This window comes from Streptomyces sp. NPDC034049 (assembly GCF_055575575.1).
This window is the reverse complement of sequence record NZ_JBVISJ010000003.1, coordinates 425,856-450,747: the sequence shown is the minus strand read 5'-3', so window position 1 is coordinate 450,747 and position 24,892 is coordinate 425,856. Positions and strand designations below refer to the sequence as shown.

Annotated in this window: 29 protein-coding genes and 2 tRNA genes; 15 read left to right on the top strand and 16 right to left on the bottom strand. The window is 68.7% G+C overall.

Features of this window, described 5'->3' with window-relative positions; all coding sequences use genetic code 11:
* The first annotated feature begins 8 nt into the window (after positions 1-8).
* The gene (locus ACZ52C_RS11640; protein ID WP_469074532.1) at positions 9-800 is read left to right on the top strand and encodes a DUF3566 domain-containing protein; all 792 of its coding nucleotides are present in this window, start codon (positions 9-11) and stop codon (positions 798-800) included.
* A 110-nt stretch (positions 801-910) separates the two neighbouring features.
* A tRNA-Ile gene (locus ACZ52C_RS11635) sits at positions 911-987 on the top strand.
* Positions 988-1,042: 55 nt separating this feature from the next.
* On the opposite strand, the gene ACZ52C_RS11630 is transcribed toward ACZ52C_RS11635, so the two are convergent.
* The 11 genes from ACZ52C_RS11630 to ACZ52C_RS11580 all read right to left on the bottom strand — a co-directional run bounded on the left by ACZ52C_RS11630 (position 1,043) and on the right by ACZ52C_RS11580 (position 7,466).
* Complete coding sequence (locus tag ACZ52C_RS11630) at positions 1,043-2,200, bottom strand: tyrosine-type recombinase/integrase (RefSeq protein WP_469074531.1); 1,158 nt, start codon at positions 2,198-2,200, stop codon at positions 1,043-1,045.
* Positions 2,200-2,388, bottom strand: coding sequence for a helix-turn-helix domain-containing protein (locus tag ACZ52C_RS11625; RefSeq protein WP_469074530.1), 189 nt, complete (start codon positions 2,386-2,388; stop codon positions 2,200-2,202). Before ACZ52C_RS11625 ends, ACZ52C_RS11630 begins: the two co-directional genes overlap by 1 nt.
* On the bottom strand, positions 2,385-3,779 hold the full coding sequence (repSA, locus tag ACZ52C_RS11620) for a replication initiator protein RepSA (protein ID WP_469074529.1): 1,395 nt from the start codon (positions 3,777-3,779) through the stop codon (positions 2,385-2,387). Before repSA ends, ACZ52C_RS11625 begins: the two co-directional genes overlap by 4 nt.
* 4 nt (positions 3,780-3,783) lie before the next feature.
* Positions 3,784-3,963, bottom strand: a complete 180-nt coding sequence (locus tag ACZ52C_RS11615) for a hypothetical protein (RefSeq protein WP_469074528.1) — start codon at positions 3,961-3,963, stop codon at positions 3,784-3,786.
* A 94-nt stretch (positions 3,964-4,057) separates the two neighbouring features.
* On the bottom strand, positions 4,058-4,273 hold the full coding sequence (locus ACZ52C_RS11610; protein ID WP_469074527.1) for a hypothetical protein: 216 nt from the start codon (positions 4,271-4,273) through the stop codon (positions 4,058-4,060).
* A 1-nt stretch (position 4,274) separates the two neighbouring features.
* On the bottom strand, positions 4,275-4,565 hold the full coding sequence (locus tag ACZ52C_RS11605) for a hypothetical protein (RefSeq protein WP_469074526.1): 291 nt from the start codon (positions 4,563-4,565) through the stop codon (positions 4,275-4,277).
* 13 nt (positions 4,566-4,578) lie between these two features.
* Positions 4,579-4,767: a mobile element transfer protein gene (locus ACZ52C_RS11600; protein ID WP_469074525.1), complete on the bottom strand. Its 189-nt coding sequence runs from the start codon at positions 4,765-4,767 to the stop codon at positions 4,579-4,581.
* Between the two features lie 2 nt (positions 4,768-4,769).
* Positions 4,770-4,955 (bottom strand): hypothetical protein, encoded by a 186-nt coding sequence (locus ACZ52C_RS11595; protein WP_469074524.1) that lies wholly within the window; start codon positions 4,953-4,955, stop codon positions 4,770-4,772.
* A gap of 19 nt (positions 4,956-4,974) precedes the next feature.
* A complete protein-coding gene (locus ACZ52C_RS11590; RefSeq protein ID WP_469074523.1) occupies positions 4,975-5,643 on the bottom strand; it encodes a DUF2637 domain-containing protein in 669 nt (222 codons plus the stop codon).
* A 141-nt stretch (positions 5,644-5,784) separates the two neighbouring features.
* A complete protein-coding gene (locus ACZ52C_RS11585) occupies positions 5,785-7,134 on the bottom strand; it encodes an FtsK/SpoIIIE domain-containing protein (RefSeq protein WP_469074522.1) in 1,350 nt (449 codons plus the stop codon).
* A gap of 2 nt (positions 7,135-7,136) precedes the next feature.
* Positions 7,137-7,466, bottom strand: a complete 330-nt coding sequence (locus ACZ52C_RS11580; RefSeq protein ID WP_469074521.1) for an SCO3933 family regulatory protein — start codon at positions 7,464-7,466, stop codon at positions 7,137-7,139.
* 162 nt (positions 7,467-7,628) lie between these two features.
* On the opposite strand from ACZ52C_RS11580, the gene ACZ52C_RS11575 reads away from it, so the two are divergent.
* Entirely contained in the window at positions 7,629-8,423 is a 795-nt protein-coding gene (locus ACZ52C_RS11575; RefSeq protein ID WP_469074520.1) for a GntR family transcriptional regulator, read from the top strand.
* Positions 8,420-9,085 (top strand): YdcF family protein, encoded by a 666-nt coding sequence (locus ACZ52C_RS11570; protein WP_469074519.1) that lies wholly within the window; start codon positions 8,420-8,422, stop codon positions 9,083-9,085. Before ACZ52C_RS11575 ends, ACZ52C_RS11570 begins: the two co-directional genes overlap by 4 nt.
* Before the next feature lie 1,747 nt (positions 9,086-10,832).
* Here the strand turns inward: ACZ52C_RS11570 and ACZ52C_RS11565 are convergent.
* On the bottom strand, positions 10,833-11,210 hold the full coding sequence (locus tag ACZ52C_RS11565; protein ID WP_469074518.1) for a DUF6344 domain-containing protein: 378 nt from the start codon (positions 11,208-11,210) through the stop codon (positions 10,833-10,835).
* A gap of 364 nt (positions 11,211-11,574) precedes the next feature.
* Between ACZ52C_RS11565 and ACZ52C_RS11560 the strand changes: the two genes are divergently transcribed.
* Positions 11,575-11,703, top strand: a complete 129-nt coding sequence (locus tag ACZ52C_RS11560) for a DLW-39 family protein (protein ID WP_003999697.1) — start codon at positions 11,575-11,577, stop codon at positions 11,701-11,703.
* Positions 11,704-12,002: 299 nt separating this feature from the next.
* Positions 12,003-13,562, top strand: a complete 1,560-nt coding sequence (locus tag ACZ52C_RS11555) for a hypothetical protein (RefSeq protein WP_469074794.1) — start codon at positions 12,003-12,005, stop codon at positions 13,560-13,562.
* Positions 13,563-13,634: 72 nt separating this feature from the next.
* On the opposite strand, the gene ACZ52C_RS11550 is transcribed toward ACZ52C_RS11555, so the two are convergent.
* A complete protein-coding gene (locus ACZ52C_RS11550) occupies positions 13,635-15,569 on the bottom strand; it encodes a serine/threonine-protein kinase (protein ID WP_469074517.1) in 1,935 nt (644 codons plus the stop codon).
* Between the two features lie 283 nt (positions 15,570-15,852).
* A complete protein-coding gene (locus ACZ52C_RS11545; protein WP_033530590.1) occupies positions 15,853-16,401 on the bottom strand; it encodes a helix-turn-helix domain-containing protein in 549 nt (182 codons plus the stop codon).
* Positions 16,402-16,583: 182 nt separating this feature from the next.
* On the opposite strand from ACZ52C_RS11545, the gene ACZ52C_RS11540 reads away from it, so the two are divergent.
* Positions 16,584-16,656: transfer RNA gene (locus ACZ52C_RS11540), tRNA-Ala, on the top strand.
* A 471-nt stretch (positions 16,657-17,127) separates the two neighbouring features.
* Here ACZ52C_RS11540 and ACZ52C_RS11535 read toward each other — a convergent pair.
* A complete protein-coding gene (locus ACZ52C_RS11535; RefSeq protein WP_469074516.1) occupies positions 17,128-17,829 on the bottom strand; it encodes a DUF5324 family protein in 702 nt (233 codons plus the stop codon).
* Between the two features lie 361 nt (positions 17,830-18,190).
* Here ACZ52C_RS11535 and ACZ52C_RS11530 point away from each other — a divergent pair, with 361 nt between their 5' ends.
* Positions 18,191-18,724, top strand: coding sequence for a peptidylprolyl isomerase (locus ACZ52C_RS11530; RefSeq protein ID WP_220647674.1), 534 nt, complete (start codon positions 18,191-18,193; stop codon positions 18,722-18,724).
* A 151-nt stretch (positions 18,725-18,875) separates the two neighbouring features.
* On the top strand, positions 18,876-19,763 hold the full coding sequence (locus ACZ52C_RS11525) for a rhomboid family intramembrane serine protease (RefSeq protein ID WP_469074515.1): 888 nt from the start codon (positions 18,876-18,878) through the stop codon (positions 19,761-19,763).
* Positions 19,764-20,066: 303 nt separating this feature from the next.
* On the opposite strand, the gene crgA is transcribed toward ACZ52C_RS11525, so the two are convergent.
* Positions 20,067-20,321: a cell division protein CrgA gene (gene crgA / locus ACZ52C_RS11520; RefSeq protein WP_045558527.1), complete on the bottom strand. Its 255-nt coding sequence runs from the start codon at positions 20,319-20,321 to the stop codon at positions 20,067-20,069.
* A 142-nt stretch (positions 20,322-20,463) separates the two neighbouring features.
* On the opposite strand from crgA, the gene ACZ52C_RS11515 reads away from it, so the two are divergent.
* The 6 genes from ACZ52C_RS11515 to ACZ52C_RS11490 are packed head-to-tail and all read left to right on the top strand — an operon-like array spanning position 20,464 to position 24,852.
* The gene (locus ACZ52C_RS11515; protein ID WP_469074514.1) at positions 20,464-21,243 is read left to right on the top strand and encodes a DUF881 domain-containing protein; all 780 of its coding nucleotides are present in this window, start codon (positions 20,464-20,466) and stop codon (positions 21,241-21,243) included.
* 17 nt (positions 21,244-21,260) lie between these two features.
* Complete coding sequence (locus tag ACZ52C_RS11510; protein ID WP_469074513.1) at positions 21,261-21,953, top strand: class E sortase; 693 nt, start codon at positions 21,261-21,263, stop codon at positions 21,951-21,953.
* A 53-nt stretch (positions 21,954-22,006) separates the two neighbouring features.
* The gene (locus tag ACZ52C_RS11505) at positions 22,007-22,168 is read left to right on the top strand and encodes a hypothetical protein (protein ID WP_033530583.1); all 162 of its coding nucleotides are present in this window, start codon (positions 22,007-22,009) and stop codon (positions 22,166-22,168) included.
* Positions 22,165-22,815 carry an aminodeoxychorismate/anthranilate synthase component II gene (locus tag ACZ52C_RS11500; RefSeq protein ID WP_319103553.1) on the top strand — a complete coding sequence of 217 codons (651 nt, stop codon included), beginning with the start codon at positions 22,165-22,167 and terminating at the stop codon, positions 22,813-22,815. The genes ACZ52C_RS11505 and ACZ52C_RS11500 overlap by 4 nt, the downstream gene beginning before the upstream one ends.
* Complete coding sequence (locus tag ACZ52C_RS11495) at positions 22,812-24,086, top strand: class E sortase (protein ID WP_469074512.1); 1,275 nt, start codon at positions 22,812-22,814, stop codon at positions 24,084-24,086. Before ACZ52C_RS11500 ends, ACZ52C_RS11495 begins: the two co-directional genes overlap by 4 nt.
* A gap of 31 nt (positions 24,087-24,117) precedes the next feature.
* On the top strand, positions 24,118-24,852 hold the full coding sequence (locus ACZ52C_RS11490; RefSeq protein ID WP_469074511.1) for a class E sortase: 735 nt from the start codon (positions 24,118-24,120) through the stop codon (positions 24,850-24,852).
* The last annotated feature ends 40 nt before the right edge of the window (positions 24,853-24,892 follow it).

The window sequence follows — 24,892 nt, the reverse complement described above, 5'->3', positions numbered from 1 at the left end:
GAGTCAGCGTGAGCGGAGCCACGGGCGCGGGATCGTCCGGTACTTCGGCCGGCACATCGACCGGGTCGGAGGCGGACGGCGGCGGCCGTGGCTCCGCCGCGCGTGCGATGGACACGCACACGACCCAACTGAAGGCCATCAAGCCGGACGCGACGGACGCGGCCGTGTCCGCGCCGGAGAAGCCGGGACCCCAGGGAGCGACCGTGACGGACACCCGTGGTCCGCAGGCCCAGAAGCCCGCGTCCGGCGGTCCGGCCGCGGCGCAGCCCCAGCCTCAGCCCCAGGCCCCGGCACAGGCCGCTGCCTCCGCGCTGCCCGGTGAGCGGCAGTCGCAGCAGCAGGCGGGTCCGTACCACCCGCCGCAGGCCTACGCGCCGGCCCCGGAGGCTTCCTCCCGCAAGCCGCGTACGGGGGCGCGCACGACGCCCCGCACGCGCAAGGCGCGGCTGCGGGTGTCCAAGGCCGACCCGTGGTCCGTGATGAAGGTCAGCTTCCTGCTCTCCATCGCCCTCGGCATCTGCACGGTCGTGGCGGCCGCGGTGCTGTGGATGGTCATGAACGCGATGGGCGTGTTCTCCACGGTCGGCGCCACCATCTCCGAGGCGACCGGCTCGAACGAGTCCAACGGCTTCGATCTGCAGGCGTTCCTGTCGCTGCCCAACGTGCTGATCTTCACCACGATCATCGCGGTCATCGACGTCGTCCTCGCCACCGCCCTGGCCACCCTCGGCGCCTTCATCTACAACCTCTCCGCGGGCTTCGTGGGCGGCGTCGAGCTGACGCTCGCCGAGGACGAGTAGGCGCGGCTCACCGCGTCGCCGTCGCCCTGCGGGTATCGATTTTGGGACTGCCCACGTCGTGCGCTAATCTTCAGGAGTCAGCGCGCGGGACACACACCGCAGAGCGCGGCGGGGCTATAGCTCAGTTGGTTAGAGCGCATCCCTGATAAGGATGAGGCCACAGGTTCAAATCCTGTTAGCCCCACCAGCCAAAAGACCACCTGCTCTTTGAGCAGGTGGTCTTTTGACATCCACGGCTGACATCAACCGATGAGTGGATCTTCCAGGAGTTCGGCGAGCATCGTGACAGCTTCCCGCTCGCTGTCTCCGACCACGTGCGTGTAGACGTCCATCGTCATGCTGATCTGACTGTGCCGAAGGATCGCCTGAGCGACCTTGGGATGCACCTTCAGGAAGGCGAGCAGGGTGCCGCAGGTGTGCCGGGCGAGGCGGACTGTGATGCGACGCACACCGGCCCGCTTCACGAGTCGGCCGAAGGTCCGAGAGAAGCCGTTCGGATCGATCATGCCGCCATGCTCCGAGGAGAAGATCAGGTCATGGTCGGGCTCCTGCGACCAGTGGTCGCCAGCGATCTTCCGTTCCAGCTCCTGAAGCTCCCGGCGTTCCTCCAGGGCACGGGCGCAGAACTCCGGCAGGGGGAGCACGGCCTGCGACGACTCGGTCTTGAGGTCCTTGAGGACCAGGCCGACGCCCTTCACCCGCTGCACCTGCTTGACCGGGGTGAAGTGCCGCGCGTCGAAGTCGACGTCTTGCCAGCGCAGGCCCAGGAGTTCACTGCGGCGCAGGCCGAGCACGAGGACGAGGACGCAGGCCGCATAGAGGCGGTGGGAGCGGGCCGTGCGGAGGAACGTGATCGCCTCGCGGGCGTTCCATGCCTTGCCCTTGTCCTTGGAGACCTTGGGCATGTCGACCAGGAGCGCCACGTTGCGCGTCAGCAGCTCCTCGCGGACCGCCCGGTTGAGCGCGTTGCGCAGGACGCGCAGCACCTCGAAGCGGGCAGAGGCACCCACCTTCTCGCGCTTGAGCGTCGCCATGAACGCGCGGATCTGGGCCGGTGTGAGCTTGACCAACGGTTTCTTGCCGAGGTGAGGCTCCAGGTACAGCCGGACCTTGGACTCGTACTTGACGTACGTGTTGTGCTCGCGTTCCGGCGCGACGATGTGCTCGAGCCAGTAGGCCAGCCATTCTCCGAGCGCCCAGGAGCGGGACGGCACCGGGACGCCGTTGCGTTCCTGATCCTGAAGCTTGCCGAGCTTCTCGTTGGCCTCGTCCCAGGTGTAGCCGTAGACGTACTTCCGAACCCTGTTGCCCTCGGTGTCCGTGACGTAGGCGGCTCCCTGGTAGCGGCCGTCCTTTCGCTTGGTGATAGTTCCGCCGCCGTTGGGTCGACGCTTGGCCATCAGAAGGCACCCTCAATCCGGCTGGCGATGAAGTCGCTCACGGCGCTCTCGGGGATGCGTCGGCAGCCGTCGACTTTGATGGAGACGAGGCGGTGGGTGCGGATCAGGTCGTAGACCTTGGTCCGACCGACCTTGAGCCGCACTTTGACCTCGTCGACGGTCAGCAGCACAGGCGAAGCGGTGGTCATGCGGCGGCTCCTTCGAGGTCGGGGTGGCTGTGCCGTTCTTCGCGAGCGATCTCGCGGCTCTGTTGGATGTCGCGCTGGATGGTGGCGGCGAGCCAGGATTCGCCGGGGGTATGGCCGTGGCCGGCATAGGTCCAGTGGGCGAGGGTCAGGGTGGTTGCCTCCTCGTTCTCGTCGGGGTCAGGCAGGCCGAGGGCGGCGCGTTGCTGAGCGGCTCGGTAGTCGGCGCGGGTCTGGCGGAGGGCGCCGAGGGTGGTGGAGTAGCGGCGGGACTTGGTGGAGAAGTGACCGCGGAAGCCGAGCATGTGGGCCCAGTCGCGCAGCTTCCGGTCCGGGTAGAGGGCGTGGAGGTCGAGGCAGGCTTCGATCAGCCGGCGGGGGTGGTCGGGCACGCCGAGCAGGGCGAGCGCTTCTTTGTTGCCGATCCGGCGGTCGACGGTGCCGGTGGTCTCGGCCGCCTTGGTGGCGTACTTGGCGACGTAGGAGGCCACGGCCTGTTCGGTGATCTCCTCGCCATGGCCGAAGGCGCCGATGGGCTGCACGTCGAGCTGGGTGCCCCAGCGCAGGGTGCGGCTGGGCTGGTCCCCGGCCGGGGGTACGTCGACGGCGACGCGGGCGGCGGCGGCTCGGATCGCGTCAGTGAGCAGGCCGATGCTGGCCCAGTGCGGGGGCGGGCTGTCCGGTCCTTCGGGGCCGTCGAAGCGGATCACGGCGTGGAAGTGCACGGCCCCGCGCTTCTGGTACTCGGCGACCTTGCCGAAGGACAGCCGGGACTGTTCACGGGCGGCTTTCTGGGTGAGTCCGGCCCGGCGGGCGATCTCTCGGCGGAGATAGATCGTGAAGTAGCGCCACAGGTCGGAGGCGTGGTTGTTCCACAGGACCGCGCCCGCATAGTCGTAGGTGGCCGGGTCGAGGGCGGTGCCCAGTTCCGGGGCGTCTTCGACGTGTCGTACACCGCAGCGGCAGGGCCGGTTGCCGGGGCGGTTGTGGACCGGGCCGAAGGAGGGGGCGGTGAGGGTGGCGAAGACGCGGGGGTGGTCGCGCACCGTCTCCGGTGTGCCTTTGGCCGGGTCTCCGGTGAGTCCGGCGCGGATGAGGTGGTAGGTGTCTCCGGCGTAGGTCCAGGCGCAGGCCGGGCAGCGCGAGGCACGGCGGTTGCCGCAGGCGACGCGGAGCATGCCGCCCGGCTCGGTCTCGGTTGAGTACGCGTGCAGGATCGTCTTCGTGGCGCGGTCGATCGTCTTCGTGCCGCCCACCAGCCGGATCGGATCGGAGCAGCCGCCGGTGCGCTTGATCTGTTCTTGCCAGCGGTCGAAGTCGGCCGACCCGGCCACCCTCAGCACGTCGGCGAGGGTGGCCGGGTCGAGACCCGCCAGGGTGGCGGTGTCGGTCACGCGATCACTTCCCAGCCTTCGCCAGGGCGGCGGGCCGGGCGTAACCGGTGCCCTTGCAGGCCGGGCAGGCGACGGTGAGGGTGACGCGGGTCCCGTCGCGGTGGAGGGTGCCGGTGGTGATGGCGGCGGTGGCGAAGCCGTCGCAGGCGCGGCAGACGGGCATGGTCCGGGTGTGCTGGGGCATGATGAGGCTTCCCTTTCGGGTCCGTTGGATCTGGAAGTGGTGCAGGCGCCCGGAGCGGCGGAAGTTTGGCGACCGAGGCCGCTCCGGGGGCCGTTTAGCGGCGGGGGTATCCGTGGCCGGGCGGCGGGTAGGCGTCGGGGTCCCCGCAGTCGTCGGCCAGGCCCTGGGCGTTGGCGGTGGCGAGCAGCGACCCGGCGACCACGGCGGTGAAGTCGTCCATCTGGCCGGTCTTGAGGTCGGCGGAGATGTCGGTCAGCATGCGCTGAGTCAGCTCCCGGTCCGACTTCCGGTCATTCTTGAACAAGCCCATGTCAGTGCCCTTTCTTGCGCTTGGCGGAGCGGGTGACTGTGTAGGTGATGCCGCAGGTGGCCGACAGGACCGAGACCGCCGACGCGGCGACGATCGGGACGACGTACGCGATCACCAGCAGGACCAGGCAGGAGCCGGTGGTGACAGCGATGGCGAGGATGATCGGGCCGGTGTAGTTGCGCGGGGCTTCCTGCACGATCACGACGCGGCGTACGTCGGTTCCGGGCGGGATCTGCCGGTACAGGTCGGCGGGGATGTGCCCGGCGCGGCGCTGTTCGTCGGGCAGTCGCATGGGATACCTCCTCTCAGGGCGTGCAGCGGTGAGTGCGGGCGGCCAGTTCGGCGGCCGACCGGACGCTGTGCTCGGTGGAGAAGCCGCAGTTCGGGGCCGTGCAAGCGGCGGTGTGCTTGGTCTGGCCCCGGCCGTTGTTGAAGGAGCCGACCTTGACGGGACCGATGCGGATCACGTCGTAGAAGCGGTTCGGGCGCGGCATGGTCAGTCCTCCTGTCGCAGGCTTCGGCCGGGGAATTCGGCGAGTATGCGGGCCGCCGCGTCCGGGTCGGAGGTACGGTCGGCGGCCTCCTCGGCCAGCAGACGCGCGAGGGTCGGGCGGCCGGAGTCGGCCATCTCGCGGGCCGCGTCCAGGAAGTCGGCAGGGCGGTTGAAGGTGAGTAAGGGCATTGCTGTTTCTCCTTTTCTGTCAGGCGAGTTGGGCGGCGATGGCCCCGGCGAGGTCGTCCGGGATGCCGAGGCGGGCGCGCAGGGTGGCGGTGTCGATGTCGGTACCGGTGCGGGCGCGGTGCTCGGTGGCGACCTTGCGGGCGTGGTCGACCAGGGCCGGTGGCAGCGCGAGAGCTGGGGCTTCGGGCAGCGCCGGAACGGGCTCGGTCGGGAGGACCGGCTCAGGCTCAGGCTCAGGCTCGGGTTCGGGAGCCGGGGCAGGGTCGATGTCGGGTGCGGGGGCCGGGGCTGCGGGCGCCGGCGGAACCGGCACCCGGTCCCCGGCCGAGTTCGGCGAGTGCACGAGCAGCGTGCCGCCGAGGAAGGCGAGCGCAGGCCAGGCGGCGACGATGATGCGCAGCCAGGCCGGGACCGCGTCGAGGTCGAGAAGCCCGGCGGTGGCGACGTTGGCACCGAGGGAGGCCACCAGGGCGATCAGGAACCAGCACCAGGCCAGCCACGAGGGACCATTGGCGCGCAGTCGTCGCCACGCGGCGACCAGGAGCAGGTCAACGCTGATCGGGTAGGCCCAGGCCTTCCAGCCGTCCTGTCCGGCGGCTTCGGCCAGGTCGTGCAGGTGGGCGAAGGACAGGGCACCGGCAATCACGGCCTGTATGAGTACGGCGTCCGGGCGCAACGAGCGGGGCACGGTCTTCACCTCCTTCGTGGGAGTTCAGCCGGGCCGGGCGCGGAGCGGTGTCCGGCCGCCCGGCCAACGGGCGGTGTTTCGGGCATGGCGGGGGTAGGGACCTGGCGCGAAGCGGTCGCGCCGACCGTGTGGGGTGGGGTGTTACTCGGTGACCGGGCGCGGCTTCGTCAGCGGTAGCGCAGGCTCCGTGACCGGCTCCGGGCGGACGATCGGCCGGAACGGGGCCAGGAACGGCAACTCCGGTACCAGGTGCGCGAATTCGCGGCACACGGCCGCCGCCGCAGCTGGAGAGGTCTCGGGCGTGCGGATGCGGGACCAGCCGCCGGAGGTGTCACCGGCCACGGCCACACCCGGACGGTCCGGCGGGATCGTGGTCACAGCGGCCACCGCGTCCGGCGCGATGTCACCCAGGCCCATCTCACCCGTCTGCTTGTCGTTGACCCGGTGCACGACCCGGCCCGTGAGCTGAGCACGCAGCGCGGTCGCGCCCTTGCCCAAGTCGGAGCCGAACCGCTGCCCGCACACCTCCAGATAGATCCCGATCGCACGGGCCAACTGAGCGAGCCGGACCAACTGCATGACCGACCGGTCCCTGCGCTCCTCCTCCTTCTTCGAAGTCACCAGGAACAGCTCCGCGACCTCGTCGACCAGGACGACCAGAGGCACCGGCCGTATGTCGTCGGGCAGTTCCCACAGGTCCGAGGCCCCATGTTCGGCCAGCAGGTCGAAGCGATCTTCCATCTCCCCCACCAGCACATCCAGCAGACGTGAGGCGTCATCCGGGGTCGTGACCAGGGCGGAAAGGCGGGGCGCGTAGCGGCTCTGCTCAACACCGCGCTTGCAGTCGATGCCGATCAGCCCCACCGGCAACTGCGCGAGCCCCTTGATCAGGTTGCGCTGGTACATCGACTTCCCCGACTGGTTCGCGCCCAGGGTCAGCGCCATGGGGACCCGGCGGTAGTCCCGCTCGAAGACCGTGCCGTCCTCCCGCAGCGCCACCGGCACGACCAGGTCGTGAGGCCGAGCCGAACGCGGCATCCTGACCCGCTTGAGCACGTCATACCCGGTCATCCGCAGCTCAACGAAGCCCGGCTTGGTCTCCGCCACGGTCACTGAGCGCACTCCCCAGGCGTGGCGCAGACGCTCGGACGACGCGGCGATGTCGGCGGGCTCCAGCCCGGCCGGGAGACGCATGGTGACCCGCAGACCGGTCGAGGTTGCACGGACTCGGCGGATCTTCGGCGGTACCGGCCGGACCTCCTGACGGGCGACGGTGCGGGTCATGAAGGCCCGCAGGCGGGACGGCCGCACCGTCAGCCCGCACACCTCCATCGTGGAGCGGTAGGTCCAGGTCAGCCGAGCCGACGTCATCGGAGCCCCCGCCAGCACCCAGTACACGCGCGGAGCACGGGCCTTCGCAAAGCCCAGACCAAGGCCACCGGCACCGGCCGCCACACTTCCGGCTTCCATCCAGGTCGGCAGGTCGGTCATGGTCAGGCCGCCGGGGTGATCGCGACCGCGCGGAACGAGATCCCGTGCCGCTTCTGGCCGTTGAACTCGTTCTCCCAGTCACGCGCCTTGAGGCCGACCACCCGCACCGGCATACCCGGTACGAGCCCCTCGGGAAGACCGGTCTCCGGCACGGTCACCTGGTAGAGGTTGCCCTCTCCTTCATCCGAGACCAGCAGACCCACGGTCGACAGACCCGCACCCGTGTCCCGGTCCATGGCCCGCTCACCGGTCTTCTTGTTGGCCATCTTCGGCTCCGGCGCGGTCGCCACGAACACGATGGCGGTCGAAGTGTCGATCTTGAACGACGGCATGAAGCTCTCCCTAAGTCGATGGCGTTGGAGCAACCAAAGGACACCCACGCTCAACAGTCCTAGGACTGCAAGCGGCATGAGGAGACTGTGGCATGCAGTCCTGGGACTGTCAACAGTCCTGGGACTGTGCTTCACTTGAATCCGTTAGGAAGGGGACACGCAATGGCGCCCAAGTGGCGGGAGCTGGCCGACAAGCTGGCTGAACAGATCAAGACGGGTGAGTACGCACCAGGCCAGCAGCTCCCGCAGATCAGGGAGCTAGTTGCAGCGGGCGAGGGCTCCAAGTCCACCGTTCATCAGGCCTACAAGGCTCTTGAGGCCGAGGGCCTAGTGACGTCGTCTCGCGGTCACGGAACCGTGGTGCGGGAGCGAGTGCCTCTCAAGCGCCTTGGTATTGCCAGGTACGACAAGGCCAAGTGGCGGGACGGGGACGAGGTCGCCTTCATCGCGGACCGCGTGGCTTCCGGACGGGGGTACCGCCGGAACGAGCAGACCCAGACGGTCAGTCGCATCGCAGCGCCACCGGAGGTAGCAGCCGCACATGGGCTGCCGGAAGGCGCCGAGGTCTACGCCCGCGCCCGACTGGTTAAGGAAGGCGATCAGCCGACGCACACGCTGACCAGTTACTACCGGCCTGAGCACGTTGAAGGAACGCGACTCGTGGATCCCACGCCGGGCCCCGCCGGCCGTGGCGGCGGATTTCGCGTGCTGTACGACGCGGGTTACGAGATCGATCACATGAAGGAGCGACTGTTCGCCCGTGCTGCTACACCGGACGAGGTGAAGCAGCTCCAGCTACCGCCTGGCGAACCGGTCGTCGAGTTGCATCGGACGACCTTTACAGCCACAGGCACCGTCGTGGAATTCGCCATTGGGGTACATGCGGCATCGCGCTTCGCGTGGGAGTACGACTTCAAGGTGCCCGACTCGGCGGAGGACAGGAAGGGGCAGCAGTGATCTCGACACAGGATTGGGCAGACGCCCGACGCGTGTGGGACTACCACCAGATGGGCCACTCGCCCCGGCCGTGCTCGGTTGCCATTGGGCTCGGCAGCCACGACCTGGGCGTGGCTGACACGGCAGTGGACCTGTACAAGCGAGGCATGGCACCCCTGCTCCTGTTCACCGGTGCCACCAGCCCCACGACGCGGGAACGCATGCCCCGGGGCGAGGCCGTCCACTACCAGGAACGGGCACTAGAACTTGGCGTCCCCAGCACGGCCGTTCTCGTAGAGCCACGCGCCTGCAACACGGGCGAGAACATCCGCTTCTCGCGAGAGCTGTTGGAAGAGGCTGGCATCGAGGTGTCCTCGGTGCTTCTGATCAGCAAGCCGTACGAGGAACGGAGGGCGTACGCCACCGCGCGCAAGCTCTGGCCCGGAGTCGAGGTCGTCAGCGCCTCCAGGTCGATGACGCTGGACGAGTACGTCGACTCCATCGGTGACGCCCGCCTGGTGATCGACATGCTGGTCGGTGCGCTTCAGCGGTTGATGATCTACCCGGAGCAGGGATTCATGATCAGCCAGCCACTACCTGCCGACGTACTCGAAGCGTACGAGCGCCTTTGCCATGCCGGATTCACGAGCCGACTCCTGACTACCGACGCACCTTCAGCCTGACCAGGCTAGAGCGAAGCTGTTACGAGTTTCTCTACCTCATCAAGCCCCGGCTGCGCTCCGCTCCGCCGGGCGCGCTTCCCGGCTCTGGCTGCGCCCGCGCTCCTGCCTTCGGCCCGCTCGGCGCTGCCGCCGCCGACGCGCGCCCACATGTGGATAGGGCCGGAAGCCATGAGTCGATCACCGCATAGCGCGGCCCACGGTCAAGACGATGCCTCCGGCGGGGGATCGGCCGGCACCGGGATGGAGGGGGCACCGTCGCCGACCGCGGGCCCGTAGTGGCGTGCGCGGGGAGCTCCCATCCCGTCCACCGTCGACCCAGGCAGAGCCGAGCAGACGCGGCCCATGGCGTCCAGGTCGTTCGTACAGTGGCGCGCTCCACCTGGACGCCATGAACCACGCCTGCTCCACGGTGTGTGGGTCGACGGCGGACGGGATGGGAGCTGGGGTGGGTGGTGGCTCGAGTAGGGAAGGCGAAGCAGCCGCCTAGGGGTAATGGGTGCAATAGGGCACTACCTCTTACTTCGCGACTCGTGGCGTGTACTTCTGTGCACCGTTAGAAGCGATCTTGGTTCGATTGGGGAAGTTTTTCTCATGCACGGGTGGGGGCGAGGAAACCTGCTGGTCAATGGGCCATCCTCGTGTCGTGCGGTCGGCTACCCACAGGCCCGTCCCGCAGGTTGCACACAGCGGTAGGTCAAGTCTCCACAGGGGGAGGCGAGGTTGCGCCCAGGGCCTGTGGATAACCAGATTGGCCGGTGACAACGGGCGTGCCACTATCAGCAAACCAAGCGGCGGAACTGCCCTACTAGGCAGCGCAATTGATGTTGAGCGGGTTCCACGTGAAACGGCCGACGGGAGTAACTCCCATGTCCGTAGCGGAGTTGGGCCTCTCATTTGTCAGTGACGTGCCGTAGAAAGGTCAGGCCCAGACAAGACGCGGGGCGCACCCGAGCACTTTGGCGAGAGGCAGGTGCGCCCCGAGAGAGCCAGGAGGAACATGCACATGCCCCGTCCGACCCACAACGCTCAGCTTCAGCACGGAAGCTTTGGCGCTAGTACCACTGTTCCACGAGCCACTGACAACGCCCAATGGGTATGGCTCGGAGCAGTAGCTAGCTGCGTGATTGGGGCCCAGCCCCTTGCCGCAGCCCTCGATTCAGCGACGCAGCTGGTCACCGTGATCGTCGTGCTGTTGCTTGTCCGAGCGCACCTGCGGAGTCAGCCCTCTACTGTTGTCGAGGAGAGTCGTCAAGTACGGCGCTGATGTCTGACACCAGTCGATGACACCAACAGGGGCGAACAGCGGCGGTCGACGCTGAACCTGGGCGGACCGGCGATCCAGGTCGAAGGTCGATTAACCCAGTACGCCCATCCGGCGTGATCGACCTGATAAGGATGAGGCCACAGGTTCAAATCCTGTTAGCCCCACCAGACCGAAGACCCCCGACCGATATCGGTCGGGGGTCTTCGCTGTCGTCGGCGACACATGGGGTGTCCCGGATCTCGGTCAGCCAACAGGGACACGGAGCGGACGACTTGCTCCTCTGGCCGGCGGGAGGCCGAGTGTCCGGCGGTGGCTCCGGTGATCGGCGGTGGCTGTGCCGCATTCGGTGGACCGTGCTCGGACGCGCTCCACACAACGACGAAGACCCTCAGCCGCGTCTGGCTGAGGGTCTTCGTCGTTCACGGTCTTCCACCGGGCGTCGTACGCAAGATCGCCGCTGGGTCGGTGTCTTCCTGCCGGGGATCAGCGCTGGAGAGGTGCTCCTGGATGCTCGGCCCGTGGGAGAGGTGCCTCCGGGGCCGCGACCCGGCCCGTGGCGTTCGTGGCGTTCGCAGCGGTGTCCGTGGCCGTGTGCAGGGCCGTGCGGTGGCGGCAGGAGGGGGAGGAGCCGTGGGCCTCGGCGCGGATGCGCTGTTTCATCGTGGGGGGCAGAGCACGGTCGTGGGGCCGGGCCGGGAGGGGCATCGCCGAGGCCGTCGCGGGGACCGCGCAGTTGCGGGTGGTCTCGGTCCGCAGTACGGCCGCCGAGGCCGTGGTCGTGACGAGTCCGAGCGCCGTGCACAGCGCGAGGAAGGCGGTGACGATGGCGGTCCACAGCTTCATGACCTTGTTCTGGGCCATGGCCCCTCACTTTCGGGTTGGGCGATTTGCGTACTTTCCTCATGATGTGTATGTGGGGTCCGAAATCATGGACCGACGTCCATGGCGCGTCGATCTTCGGATGAACACCACTCGGATGGGTGCAAGGAGGTCTTGAGGACTTGCAGGAAGCCGAGGGCCGTGGGATCCGCCGGGGTGTGCGAGATGTGATGGACCTGTGTACAGACCTGTGTGATGAGCCTGCGATCGGAACAGTGGCGTCCGGTTCTACTGCGGCCTTCCCTGCGGGAGTTGGGGGGCCGACGCAGGTCACCGATCGGTATCGGTCGGTGTGTATAGTCGGGCGCCAGAGGTCCCCTACGTCAAGGAAAGACGAGGTCGCGCGGTGAAGAAGCTTCTCCTGGTCGCACTGGCCGCCATCGGCGGGCTCCTCGTGTACCGCCAGATCCAGGCGGATCGCGCCGAGCAGGATCTGTGGACGGAGGCGACTGACTCCGTGCCCACGGGTTCGTGAACGTCGACATCAGTCTCAGAGCAGACCCCGGCCGCCTGGCGGCCGGGGTTTTGTGTCGCTCGGGGATCGCTTCCCTCCCCTTCCGGACCATTGGCCGACATTTCGGCGGACTTGGATTCGCCTTGGCGAACGAGGTGCTTGCAGGAGCAAGACGGCGTTCCGGGTAGCGGCCGTTTTCAGCCGCTCCTGCCCAGGAACTGAGGCATCGGCGCGCACGGCCCGGCAGGATGGGCGCTTTCGGGGCCACGAGCACCTGGTGGGGCCTCGGGGTCACGGTCTACGACGAGGGGTGGCGCTTGATGGGGCGGCGCACGGTCTGGTGGTGGCGAACTGCGGCGGCCGTGGGAGCGGCTCTGTGCGTGACGACGGCGCAGACCGGTCTCGCCGTGGCGGCCGACGCGCCCACCCCGTACGCCTACGCGCGGGACGCGATCACGGTCGAGGGCGCCACGAGCAGCACGGGAGCCGTACGGCTGGCGGCCGGCAAGACCTATCGGAGCTCCCTCGGGCCGGGCGGCAAGCTGTACTTCCGTCTCGATCTCGGGGCCGCCGCCAACGCGTACGTCTCGGCCACGGCCGTACCGGAGGCGGGATCGGCGGTCGGCTCCGCGGACGGGGTCAGGGTGTCCGTGCAGGACGCCGACGCCCATCGCTGCTCCTACGGGACGGCCCGCTTCGGACCGACCCGCAGCGGGCACCCCGTCACGGCCTGGGCCTCGCGGGAGATCGGCAGCGACGAGTACATGTGCCAGGGGGCCGGGGTCTACTACGTCGTTGTCGAACGGGTCGGCTCGGCTGTCGGGGTCGGTGCGGGGACGAGTACGGGCTCCGCTTCGGGTTCGGCGTCGGGATCGGTTTCCGGCTCCGCTTCGGGCTCGGTGACGGGTTCCCCGTCCGAGGCCGGCGCGGAGAAGTGGGGGCTGGAGCTCGGCTTCGTCTCGGAGCCCGCTGTGACGAAGGGCGGTGCGACGAACGCCCCCCAGACCTGGAACTCCGCCTCGCCCGAGCCCGTGTCCGGTGACCCCGAGGTCCGTCGCGGCGGGAGCGGCTTCGCCACGGCGAGCCCCGTGGCGCAGGGCGTCTGGCGGGACGAGGTCGGCATCAGAGCCGGAGAGACGCTCTTCTACAAGGTGCCCGTCGGCTGGGGGCAGCAGCTCCACGCCACCGCCGAACTGGGCAGCACGACCGAGGGCGACGGCTATGTGGGGAACGCGTTCGTCATGTCGCTCTACAACCCCGTACGCGCCTCCGTGGACGACAGGACGGCCAACTACGGGGGCGATCAACGCTCCGTCGCCCTGGACCCGCTCCCGCCCGTCGCCTACGAGAACCGCTTCTCCCCCGACGACGAGGTGGGCGGGATGCGGTTCGCCGGCTGGTACTACCTGGCACTGCATCTCGGGACGTCGGTCGCCGACCGGTTCGGCGACGACCCGGTCGGACTGACGCTGCGGGTGCGCCTGGAGGGCGAGGCCGGGGCCGGGCCGGGATATCTGGGGGCTTCCGTGCCGCGTGGGGTCTTCGAGGTCACCGAGGGGGATCGGGAGGCCGCCGAGAACGGCACGACGGGGGACACGCTGGACGACGGCGCCGGGGGTGCCGAGGGCGGCGGTGACGGAGAGAGCGCGGGCAGTTCCGGCGACGGGGAGGGCTCCGGGAGTTCCTCGGGCGGCGGAGACCAGCGTCTGGCCATGACCGTCGTCGCGGCGGGCGGCATCGGCACCGGGAGTCTGCTGGTGCTCGGGCTGCTGCTGTGGACGGTCGTGGCCCGCGTGCGGGCATCCGCCGCCACCGAGTCCGAACGGCCGAGGGTGGGCACGGCGTCGCGGGGGCGGCACGGGGCGTCCCGGGGGCGGTAGTACGGGGCGGTAGAGGGGGCGGTAGAGGGGGCGGTAGGGGGCGGCGGGCCGACCTGGGGTCGGTGGCAGAGGTCAGAGTCGGCTCAGTGCCCAGAACCCCACCGCGAAGCAGGCCAGGGCGACCAGCAGGACCGGGATGACCACCTTGACGGGAGGGCCCGGACGTCGCCGGGCAACCGCCCTCGACCGACGCGGAACCTGTGCCGTCCGAGCGGTGTATGAACCAGTAGAGGCGTATGCGTGCTGCTGCACCGCCGATGCCGGGGCCTGAGAGAGGCCCAGCGGTGGGTGCGACTGGGGGGAGGGCACATGCGCGGGTTCGAGGTGGGGCGCCGGGGCTGTCCGGACGGGGGTCCCGGCAGGGTGGCCGGCGTGCTGCTCGGGTTGCTGTGGTGGGTGGCCGAGGCCGGGGACGTGCTGCTCGACGTGCTGCTGCGGTGCGTCGGCGGTGAGTACCTGGGGCGGCGGCAGGTGGAAGCTGCCGGTGTCCGACATCGTGGAGGGCCGCGCTGCTGCGGGGGCGCTATCGGGCGGCGGTGGGACGGTGGAGGGGGACGACTCGGGAGGCGTGTGACCGGTGTGGGTCGGCGGCGCCGAAGACACCGAGGAAGCGGTGCCGGCGTCAGGGAGCCGGTGATCGGTTCCCTGTCCTGTGCCGACGCCTGAATCGGTGCTGGAGGCGGTGCCCGAGGGACCGGTGCCGAAGCCTACGCCGGAGCCGTTGTCAGAGCCGTTGCCGGAGTGGGAGGAGCCGGTCCTGGGCGGGGCGGTCGGGGGCATGGGGGGCGGGGATATGGAGCCCGTGGCCGTGTACGGGGGCTGAGGGAAGGCGCCTGGGAGCGGTGCCGGTGTCGCGGGGCCTCTCCCGGGCTGGGACGGCGGACCCATGGGCGGCGGGACGTACGCCGGCGGATGGTGAGGCGGCGGTGGTGTGGCGTCCGAGACGAGCGGTGATACGGCGGGCGCCGAGGAGGCGCCGGAAGCGGGAAACGATGAAGGGGGGTGCGGACCTGGTGAGTGGGGAGGAGCGGCGGGCGTCCCCGGGCCGGGAGTGGGCGAGGCATTGCTGCCGGTGCCCGGGCCACTGCCGGTGCCCGTGTCTGTCTTGTCCAGCCCCGATGCCCTGTGCAGCGGCCCTTCGGGAGCGAACCCCTGGGGAAGCGGGCCGAGTTGGTCGAAGACCTCCACCAGTTCGTCATCGGGCCCCGGCTCGGGCAGCAGCTCGATGGCGGCGGCGAGGGCCTTGCGGGCTCCGGTGGCGGTGCGGAAGCGGGAGTTGGGGTCCGGCTGGAGCAGCGTGGCGATGACCTGCCACAGCGGCTCGGGGATGCCTCGCGGCGCCTTCGGAGTGCCATGGGCGGCGAAGTGCTCGATGAGGGCCTTGGCGTCGGGCTTCGCACCCTGCAGGAGGTACAGGGCGACCAGTCCCACGGCGAAGAGGTCGGCCGGGAAGTCCGGATCCGCGCCCAGCATCTGTTCGGGGGCGAAGTAACCCGGCGTGCCCACCACGTAGTTGGTCTCGGTCAGGCGTGGTTCGCCCAGGCGCATGGCGATGCCGAAGTCGGACAGACGCAGACGGGGACGGGCCGTTCCCGTGGCCTCCAGCAGCACGTTCGCGGGCTTGATGTCGCGGTGGATGACGCCCTCGGCGTGCACGGCGGCGAGGCCGGACAGCAGTTGGTCGAGCAGGCCGCAGACGTAGGCGGGCGGAAGGGGACCGTAGTCGTTGACGAGGTTGACCAGTGATCCACCGGCCACGAGGTCCATGGTGAACAGGACCTTGTCGTCGTCGGCGGCCCAGCTGGCGGGGGCGAGCACATGAGGGTGGTCGATCCGTACGGCCTGCTCGCGGACGAAGCGCAGCAGGGCGTGCGCGTCACGCTGTTGCAGGACCTTGGCGGCCACATAGCGGCGGCGGCGGTGGTCCCAGGTGCGCCAGACCGCGCCGACTCCCCCGCGCCCGATCGGGTCGACCAGTTCGTACCGGCCGGCGAAGACCTCACCCATGGCTGTGCGTCGTTCCCCCTTCGGCTCCCCTCTTGGCTGCCCGTCGGCGGAGGGCACGGCGCTCGCGCCGCCCTCCGCGGAGCCGGCTCGTACGCGCCCGGCTTCCCTCGGAGCTAGTACCCGCTTCTGTCCCCCTGCCGCTCTGTCCTGCTCATGCTTCACGGTTTCTGCGCGGAGCCTACGTCCCTGATGCCGTGGCTCACGAGGGGCCTACAGACCCCTTGTCCCCCTCTTCGGCCCCGGCCCGGTCGCCGAACCCCCTTTCGGGGACCGGGCCTTGAGCTCAGTTCTGGTGGGACTGGTAGTGCGCCACCGCGTCCGAGGTGCGCCCCGCGCCGTACACCCGTAGGAACTCTGCCAGCTCCGGGTGGGTCGGGGCGAGGGTGTCCGCCGCCTCGATGATGTCGCCCGCGGCCGCCACCGAGCGAAGCAGCGACTGGATCTCGCGGACGACCCGCTTGACCGTGGGCGCCCCCGAACTCGTCGTCGACTGCGTGGTGTTGCTGAGCACCGATCCCCCCTGTGACTTCTTGATCTCATCCATGCGCTCGGTCGCCTCGGCGGCGCTCACGCTGCCGTCCGCGACCTGCCCCGCCAGGTCCTGCAGCAACTGCACCCGCTGGACCACCGCCGGGTTGCCGATCTTGGCACGCTGACCGCTCATCAGCTGCGACAGCATCGGTGCGGAAAGGCCCAGCACCCCCGCGAGCCGGGCCTGGTTGAGACCCAGGTCCTCGATGAGCCTACGGAAGAGCGCCCCCAACGGCTCTCCGTACCAGTTCCGCTGCAGCTCCCGGGCTCTTGCGGTCGCTTCCTGCTGTGCGGCGTCCATTGCGTCTCCCCATCGCTTCCCCAAATACTGCGGTTCGCTGTAGCGAACCACGACGAGCATCTTACGGAGAGTGGTCGTTCACGGGGACCCCCAATCTTTTTGCGAGATCCCGGGGGTGACCCGGTACTCTGGTCTGCGAAGCCTCCCGGTGGTCCTTCTTTCCGGGTGGATGCTTCCCTTCCGGGGCCTTAGCTCAGTTGGTAGAGCGCTGTCTTTGCATGGCAGATGTCAGGGGTTCGACTCCCCTAGGCTCCACAGCGGATCGGCCGGGCCGGATGTCTTAGGACATCCGGCCCGGCCTTTTTGCTGCCCACGGGATCACGTCCGTCGGTGGCGTCCCGGGAAGGGGACGTCGCGATCGCTATCTGTGCACTTCGCGGGAAGAAGGCCGCTGGAACGGGGCAACGGATGATGGCACGTGTCGACGTGCGCAGATGCGAAACCAGTGTGCTGGGTCACAGGGATGGCCGACGAAATGTGTAGGTCACCCTTCGCAATCGGATCAATACATTCCGGTCGGGGGATGGTGAGGTCTTGAAGGGGCGGCGCCGTTTCACGTGAAACAGCCCTGTGGGGCAGAAGACCGGCAAGTCTTCTGCCCCACAGGGCTGTTGAAAGGTGTCCCGTCGAACGCACCCTCGGGCAGGGCCGAGTCAAGAAGGAACACGTCGTCCGACACCGGTAGCCGTGGAGAAGTGCCCTCGGCTGCCGGTGCTCAGTCGGTGCTCAGCTGCGGTTGTCCCGGTCGGCAGCCTCGTCCTCGGCCTGCTTGGCCTGGACCTCGGGGTCGAGAGCGGACTGGCCGCTGCCGTCCACGGAGGACAGCCGACCCGAGTCGGAGACCTCGGTGGCGGCGGGGGGCTCGACCAGCCAGTCAGGGTTGGCCTGCTTGTCCCACCACTTCCAGGCGGCGAAGGCGCCGCCCGCCAGGACGCCCAGCACGGCCATGCCCTTGGCGGCACGGCCGAGCCTTGCCCGGCGCTGCTGCCTACGGACCAGCCGCTGGATCTGCCGGGGCGAGACCTGCCCGCGCAGTGCGGCCAGCGCCGCGACACTGCGGGCGGTGGCCTCCTCTCGGACGGGGCCGGCCGCGGCCACGGCCTGTTCGATACGTGGACGGGAGTAGTCGGCGGCCTGGCGGGCCGCCTTGCGGGTGCGTGCGGCGGCTTCGTGGGCCGCGTGATCGACCTTCGGCGGCACATGCGTGCGAGCCTGCTCCAAGCGCGGGACGACATGGGCGCCGTACTGGACGCGAGCCTGTTCCGCAGCCTGCGACACCTTCGGCGCGAGTCGTACACGTGCCTCTTGCGCGTAGTGCGAGGCCTTGTCCTTGGCCGTGTCGGCGTAGGGCGCCACCACTTCCGCGGCGTGCAGCACGCTGTCCTTCGCCGAGCCGGTCGCGGCGCGCACGCTGTCGATGCGGGTCACGGGATCCTCCTCCTCGGTGGCGTACGGTAATTCGACTTTCCACCCTTTTGGGGATCATGCCTCTCGGAGCGCTCCGAGGCATGTGCGGGCGGGCATCCGGGTCATGGCCCAGGCTCCGGCCGAACGTCGGACGGAGCCGCTCATGAACCCGTTCACATGCAAGAGAGGATGAATACGGGGCAACGGGAACTAGTCCACGACAGTGCCGACAATGCCACGGATCGCCGCGAAGCGCGCCGGTACCGGGGGTACTCGGCCGGTTTTCCGTGCGCCCGCCGTACCGGAGCGTGGGCGTCGGGGGACGGACGGCGTCGTCCGTGCGAGGATCGGGGGAGTCACAGAGGACAACGGAAGGCAGATCGTGGCTGAGCAGCTGTACGCCACCCTGAAGACCAACCACGGCGACATCGAGGTGCGGCTGCTGCCGAACCACGCGCCCAAGACGGTTCGGAACTTCGTCGAGCTCGCCCAGGGCGAGCGTGAGTGGACCAACCCGGCCACCGGCCAGAAGTCCACGGACAAGCTCTACGACGGCACGGTCTTCCACCGGGTGATCAGTGGATTCATGATCCAGGGCGGTGACCCGCTGGGCAACGGCACCGGTGGTCCCGGCTACCAGTTCGCGGACGAGTTCCACCCGGACCTCGCCTTCGACAAGCCCTACCTGCTGGCCATGGCCAACGCCGGTCCGGGCACCAACGGCTCGCAGTTCTTCATCACCGTCTCCCCGACGGCGTGGCTGAACCGCAAGCACACCATCTTCGGTGAGGTCGTCGACGCGGCCAGCCAGAAGGTCGTGGACGCCATCGCCGGTGCCCAGACCAACCCGCGCACCGACCGTCCGGTCAACGACGTCGTCATCGAGTCGGTGGTCGTCGAGACGCGCCAGGGCTGAGCCCTCGGGCCCGTCGCCGGGCCGAGCGTCCCGGTTCACCGCGCGGACCGGACCCGAAAGGTTCACAAGGTCCCGAAGGGAACCAATCGCCCCGCCCATCCGTAAGGATGAGCGGGGCGACGCGTTCCACACAGGAGACGGAGGGGACCCGATGGATCAGGTGCCGAGCGGCTCGCAGGACGCGCGGAGCCTGCCCACCTGCTACCGGCATCCGGACCGCGAGACGGGTATCAGCTGCACCCGCTGCGAGCGTCCCATCTGCCCCGAGTGCATGGTGAGCGCCTCCGTCGGCTTCCAGTGCCCCGAATGCGTCCGCGACGGCTCGGGCACGGGCCACGCGCCCTCCGCCTCGGTCCCGCGCACCCTCGCGGGGGGCACGGTCACCGCCGACCCTCGGCTCCTCACCAAGATCCTGATCGGCGCGAATCTGCTGCTTTTTCTGGTGCAGGAGGCCATCGGCGACTCCTTCACCGAACGGTTCGCCCTCGTCGGACAGGGCTGGGGTTCCAATCTCGGCTCCATGCAAGGCGTCGCCGAAGGCCAGTGGTACCGGCTGGTCACATCGATGTTCCTGCACAGCGGTGTCATGCACATCGCCTTCAACATGCTCAGCCTGTGGTGGATCGGCGGCCCGCTGGAAGCGGCCCTCGGTCGAGCCCGCTATCTGGCCCTCTACTTCGCCTCGGGTCTCGCGGGCAGCGCGCTCACCTACCTGCTTGCCCCGCCGAACCAATTGACGCTCGGCGCGTCCGGCGCCATCTTCGGCCTCTTCGGCGCGACAGCTGTCCTCATGCGCCGACTGAAGTACGACATGCGCCCGGTCATCATCCTGCTGGTCATCAACCTGGTCATCACCTTCGGCTGGTCCGGCATCGCCTGGCAGGCCCATGTCGGCGGCCTCGTCGGGGGTGTCGTGATCGGCTACGCGATGGTGCACGCACCGCGCGAGCGGCGGGCGCTGGTCCAGTACGGCGTGAGCGCGCTGGTGCTGGCCGCCGTGGTCGTCATGACCGTGGTGCGGACCGCCCAGCTGACCTGAGGTGATCGCGGACGGTCACCGTTCCGCCCCTGGTCCGGCACCGTTACAGCACTGTTGTCCACAGACTGTGGCGGATCTTGTGCATAGGGTGCGGGAACAGGTGTGCCCCCTGTCGCTCACCTGCGTTTTTGCAGGTCAGACAGGGGGCGAACATGTTTGCGGGTGCCGGTAGGTCAGTCGTACCGGCGTCAACGCCCAGTGAGTTATCCACAGATCGTCGTTCTTTTTCCCCACTGTGGAAAACGCCTGTGGATAACTCCGTGGATTGCTCTGGGGAGAACTAGCTCCGCAGAGCGAAGAGCGCTACTTCCACTGGGTCGAGACGCCGAATCCGGCCGCGATGAAGCCGAAGCCGACCACGATGTTCCAGTTGCCGAGCGAGTCGATCGGCAGCGAGCCGTCGGTCACATAGAAGACGACGATCCAGGCCAGCCCGATGAGGAACATGGCCAGCATGACCGGAGCCACCCAGCCACGGCTGTTCAGCTTGATGTTCGTGGCCTGCTTGGACGGCGGCGGCGTGTAGTCGGCCTTCTTGCGGATACGTGACTTCGGCACGAGGGTCTCTCCTGTCGATGCGCTGCGTGGCCGCGCAGGGAACTGTGGCGGGCTCCGGGGCAGCGTACAAGGGGACACTGAATGCTCCCCCGGGCGTCCGTTAGCGTAGTGCTTCCGCGGCGCCTAAGGAGATAAGGGTACGTTGAGCAATTCAGCCGACTCCCCCGAGGCGGGTTCCGGCACCTCCCCCCGAGGCGGTTTCCGGCCCGTGCGCGTGCTCACCGTCGGGGTCTTCGCCCTCGCCGGACTGATCTTCTTCACCAGCTTCGACACGGCCAAGGGCACCAACATCCGTACGGACGCCTCGCTGCTGAAGCTCTCCGACCTGATCCAGGAACGCAGCCACAAGAACGGGCAGCTCGACGAGTCCAACGCGGTCCTCCGGGACGACGTGGAGGCCCTCGCGGAACGCGACGACGGCAGCACCAAGGCCGAGGACGCCCGCCTCAAGGCACTGGAGAAGAACGCCGGCACCCAGAAGCTCAGGGGTCAGGCCCTCACGGTCACCCTCAACGACGCCCCGCCGGACGCCACCGCCAAACTCCCCGGTTATCCCGAACCGCAGCCCGACTATCTGGTCATCCACCAGCAGGACCTGCAGGCCGTCGTGAACGCCTTGTGGCTGGGCGGCGCCGAGGGCATCAAGGTCATGGACCAGCGGCTGATCTCCACCAGTGCCGTCCGCTGCGTCGGCAACACCCTGATCCTCCAGGGCCGCGTCTACTCGCCCCCGTACAAGATCCAGGCGGTCGGGGACCCGGAGAAGCTGCAGAAGGCGCTCACCGCCAGCAAGGCGATCCAGAACTACATGGTGTACGTGAACGTCTACGGGCTGGGCTGGAAAGTCGCCGAGGACGGGCCGGTGACTCTTCCCGGCTACTCGGGCACAGTGGATTTGAAGTACGCGAAGCCCGTGGAGTAACGGCAGCCGGGGGGCCCGTGTCGGTGCGCGTGATCGTGAGGACCGCCAGCGAACTCTGCATCACCGTCGGCACCCTGATCGTGCTCTTCGTGGTCTACGTGCTGTTCTGGACCGGAGTGAAGGCCGACACCGAGATGGAGCACCAGGTCGACCTGCTCCAGGACAGGTGGGCGAAGCAGCCGGTGCGACCGACCTCCGGCCCGGGCCCCTCGACGGCTCCGGAGCCGCCCGCCGCGTACGAGAGCGGCGAGCCCTTCGCGCTCATGTACATCCCGCGCCTTGGTTTCACGTGGAACAAGCCCGTCCTGGAGGGCACGAAGACGGACACTCTCAAAAAAGGGCTCGGCCACTACGCGAACACCGCGCAGCTGGGACAGAAAGGGAACTTCGCGGTGGCCGGCCACCGCCGCACCTACGGAGATCCCTTCAAAGATTTTCCCAAGCTGCGCCGCGGTGACAAGGTCGTCCTGACCGACGGCGCGGACTGGTTCACGTACGTCATCGACAAAGGGCCCCACCGGACATTGCCCACGGACATCCAGGTCATCGACCCCGTGCCGACGAAATCGGGCTACACGCGCGCGGGGCGCTATCTGACGCTGACGACGTGCGACCCCGAGTGGGGGCACAGCCACCGGCTCATCGTGTGGGGCCATCTGGATTCCACACAGCCTGTGGAGTCAGGGAAACCGGAGGCACTACGCCGTTAGTCTGGTGGCGGTACGGCGTGAGTCCGGTGCCGTGGTGTGAAGGAAGGGACGGCATGTACGGCTGGATCTGGCGACATCTGCCGGGTAACGCGTGGCTGAAGGCGCTGATCTCCATCGTGTTGACCCTGGCCGTCGTCTATGTCCTCTTCCAATACGTCTTTCCCTGGGCCGAGCCCCTGCTGCCCTTCAACGATGTGACGGTGAACGACCAGTGAGTGCCGCCCGACCCGCCCGGGTCCTCGTCGTCGACAACTACGACAGTTTCGTCTTCAACCTGGTCCAGTACCTGTACCAGCTGGGCGCCGAGTGCGAGGTGCTGCGCAACGACGAGGTGGCGACCTCCCACGCCCAGGACGGCTTCGACGGCGTGCTCCTGTCCCCCGGACCGGGCACCCCCGAGGAGGCCGGCGTCTGCGTGGACATGGTCCGCCACTGTGCCGCGACCGGCGTCCCCGTCTTCGGCGTCTGCCTCGGCATGCAGTCCATGCAGGTGGCGTACGGCGGTGTCGTGGACCGCGCGCCCGAACTGCTGCACGGAAAGACCTCGCTGGTGGAACACGAGGGCAAGGGGGTCTTCGCGGGCCTGCCCACCCCCTTCACCGCGACCCGCTACCACTCCCTGGCCGCGGAGCCGGCCACGGTGCCGGCCGAGCTCGAGGTCACGGCGCGCACGCACGACGGGATCATCATGGGCCTCAGGCATCGGGAACTTCCGGTCGAGGGCGTGCAGTTCCACCCCGAGTCCGTCCTCACCGAGCACGGCCACCGCATGCTCGCCAACTGGCTGACCGAGTGCGGCGACCAAGGGGCCGTGGCCAGGTCGACGGGGCTCGCCCCCGTGGTGGGCAGGGCCACGGCGTGACGGCACTGCGCCCCGAGCGCGAGAGTGCCCCCTACGGCGGCGAGGCCGCGTACGGGGGCGCCGAGTCGTTCGAGGCGGAGGCCTTCCCGCAGGGAACGCCGTTCGGCGACGCCGCCGAGCCCGAGCCGTGGACTCTTCAGCAGGCCTCCCCGTACTCCCAGAACGACTGGTACGGACAGCAGCAGCCCTACGCCGAGCCCTCGTTCGAGCAGTACGAGTCCTACACCCCGCCGCGTGACCAGCCGTCGTACGAGGGCTATCACGAGTCCTACGGAACGCCCGGCACCGTGAGCGCGCCCGGCGGAGCCGCGGCCGAAACCGCTCTGGAGCACCCTCCGATCGACGAGGAGACGGTGGCGCTCCGGGTGGAGGAGGCGCGGCGGCTGGCCGCCGCGGCCGAGCGGATACCCGCGCCCCCGGCTCCCGGAGGCCGTGCGGCCCGCCGTAAGGCCGCGAGACGGCACGGGAGGCACGGGGGCTCCCCGGGGGCCCACGCGGGCTCCGGGGCCGCTCAGGGGCCCGAGGAGGGCTTAGGAGAGGACGGCCTGCCGTCGCCCCGCTCCAGGGTCGAGGCGCGACGGGCGGCGCGGGCGCGCAAGCCCAGCATGGGAGTGATCGCGAGCCGGGTCATCGGCGAGGTGTTCATCACCACCGGCGTCGTGATGCTGCTCTTCGTCACCTACCAACTCTGGTGGTCCAACATCCGTGCCCATCAGCAGGCGGGCCGGGAGGCGACGAGCCTCCAGGAGGAGTGGAAGAGCGGCAAGCGCGCGCCGGGCGCCTTCGAGCCCGGGCAGGGCTTCGCCATCCTGCACATTCCGAAGCTGGACGTCGTCGTGCCGATCGCCGAGGGCATCAGCAAGTCGAAGGTCCTGGACCGCGGCATGGTCGGCCACTACGACGAGAACAGCATCAAGACGGCGATGCCCGAGGACAAGGCGGGCAACTTCGGTATCGCCGGACACCGCAACACCCATGGTGAACCGTTCCGTTACATCAACCGCCTCAAGCCGGGCGATCCGATCGTCGTGGAGACGCAGGACACGTACTACGTCTACGACATGGCCTCGATCCTGCCGGTGACCCCGCCGTCGAACGTCAGCGTGCTCCAACCCGTGCCCCCGGGTTCCGGCTTCACCCAGCCGGGTCGCTACATCACGCTGACCACGTGTACGCCGGAGTTCACGAGCAAGTACCGCATGATCGTGTGGGGCAAGATGGTGGAGGAACGGCCGCGCAGCGAGGGGAAGCCCGACGCGCTCGTCCAGTAGGGGCTCGACCAAGGGCGGAAGAACTGTGGCAGTGACCACCGACGACACCGAAGAGAAGACGGACGCGCCCGAGGCCACGCCGCGGCGCCGCGGCATGAGCCGGATCGCCATGGCGGTCAGTGTCTTCGGTGAACTCCTCATCACGGCGGGCCTGGTGCTCGGTCTGTTCGTCGTCTACTCGCTCTGGTGGACGAACGTCCTCGCCGACCGCGAGGCGGACAAGGAAGCGAACAAGGTCCGTGACACCTGGGCCTCGGACGACGGCCCCGGCGCCCTGGACACCAAGGACGGCATCGGCTTCCTGCACGTCCCCGCCATGAAGAACGGCGAGGTCCTGGTGAAGAAGGGCACCTCCACCAAGATCCTCAACGGTGGTGTCGCCGGCTACTACACCGACCCGGTCAAGGCGACCCTGCCCAGCTCCGACAAGGACGGCAACTTCACCCTGGCCGCCCACCGCGACGGACACGGCGCGAAGTTCCACAACATCGACAAGCTCGAGAAGGGCGACTCGATCGTTTTCGAGACCCGCGACAACTGGTACGTCTACAAGGTCTACGACACCCTCACCGAGACCTCGAAGTACAACGTCAAGGTCCTCTCGAACATCCCCAAGGAGTCCGGCAGGAAGAAGGCCGGTAAATACATCACCCTCACCACCTGCACGCCCGTCTACACGTCCCGGTACCGGTACATCGTGTGGGGCGAGCTGGAGCGGGTGGAGCGCGTGAACGCGGAGCGCACGCTGCCGAAGGAACTGCGTTAACTGCGCGGTGGGTTCCTCCCTCGCAGGGATGTTTCACGTG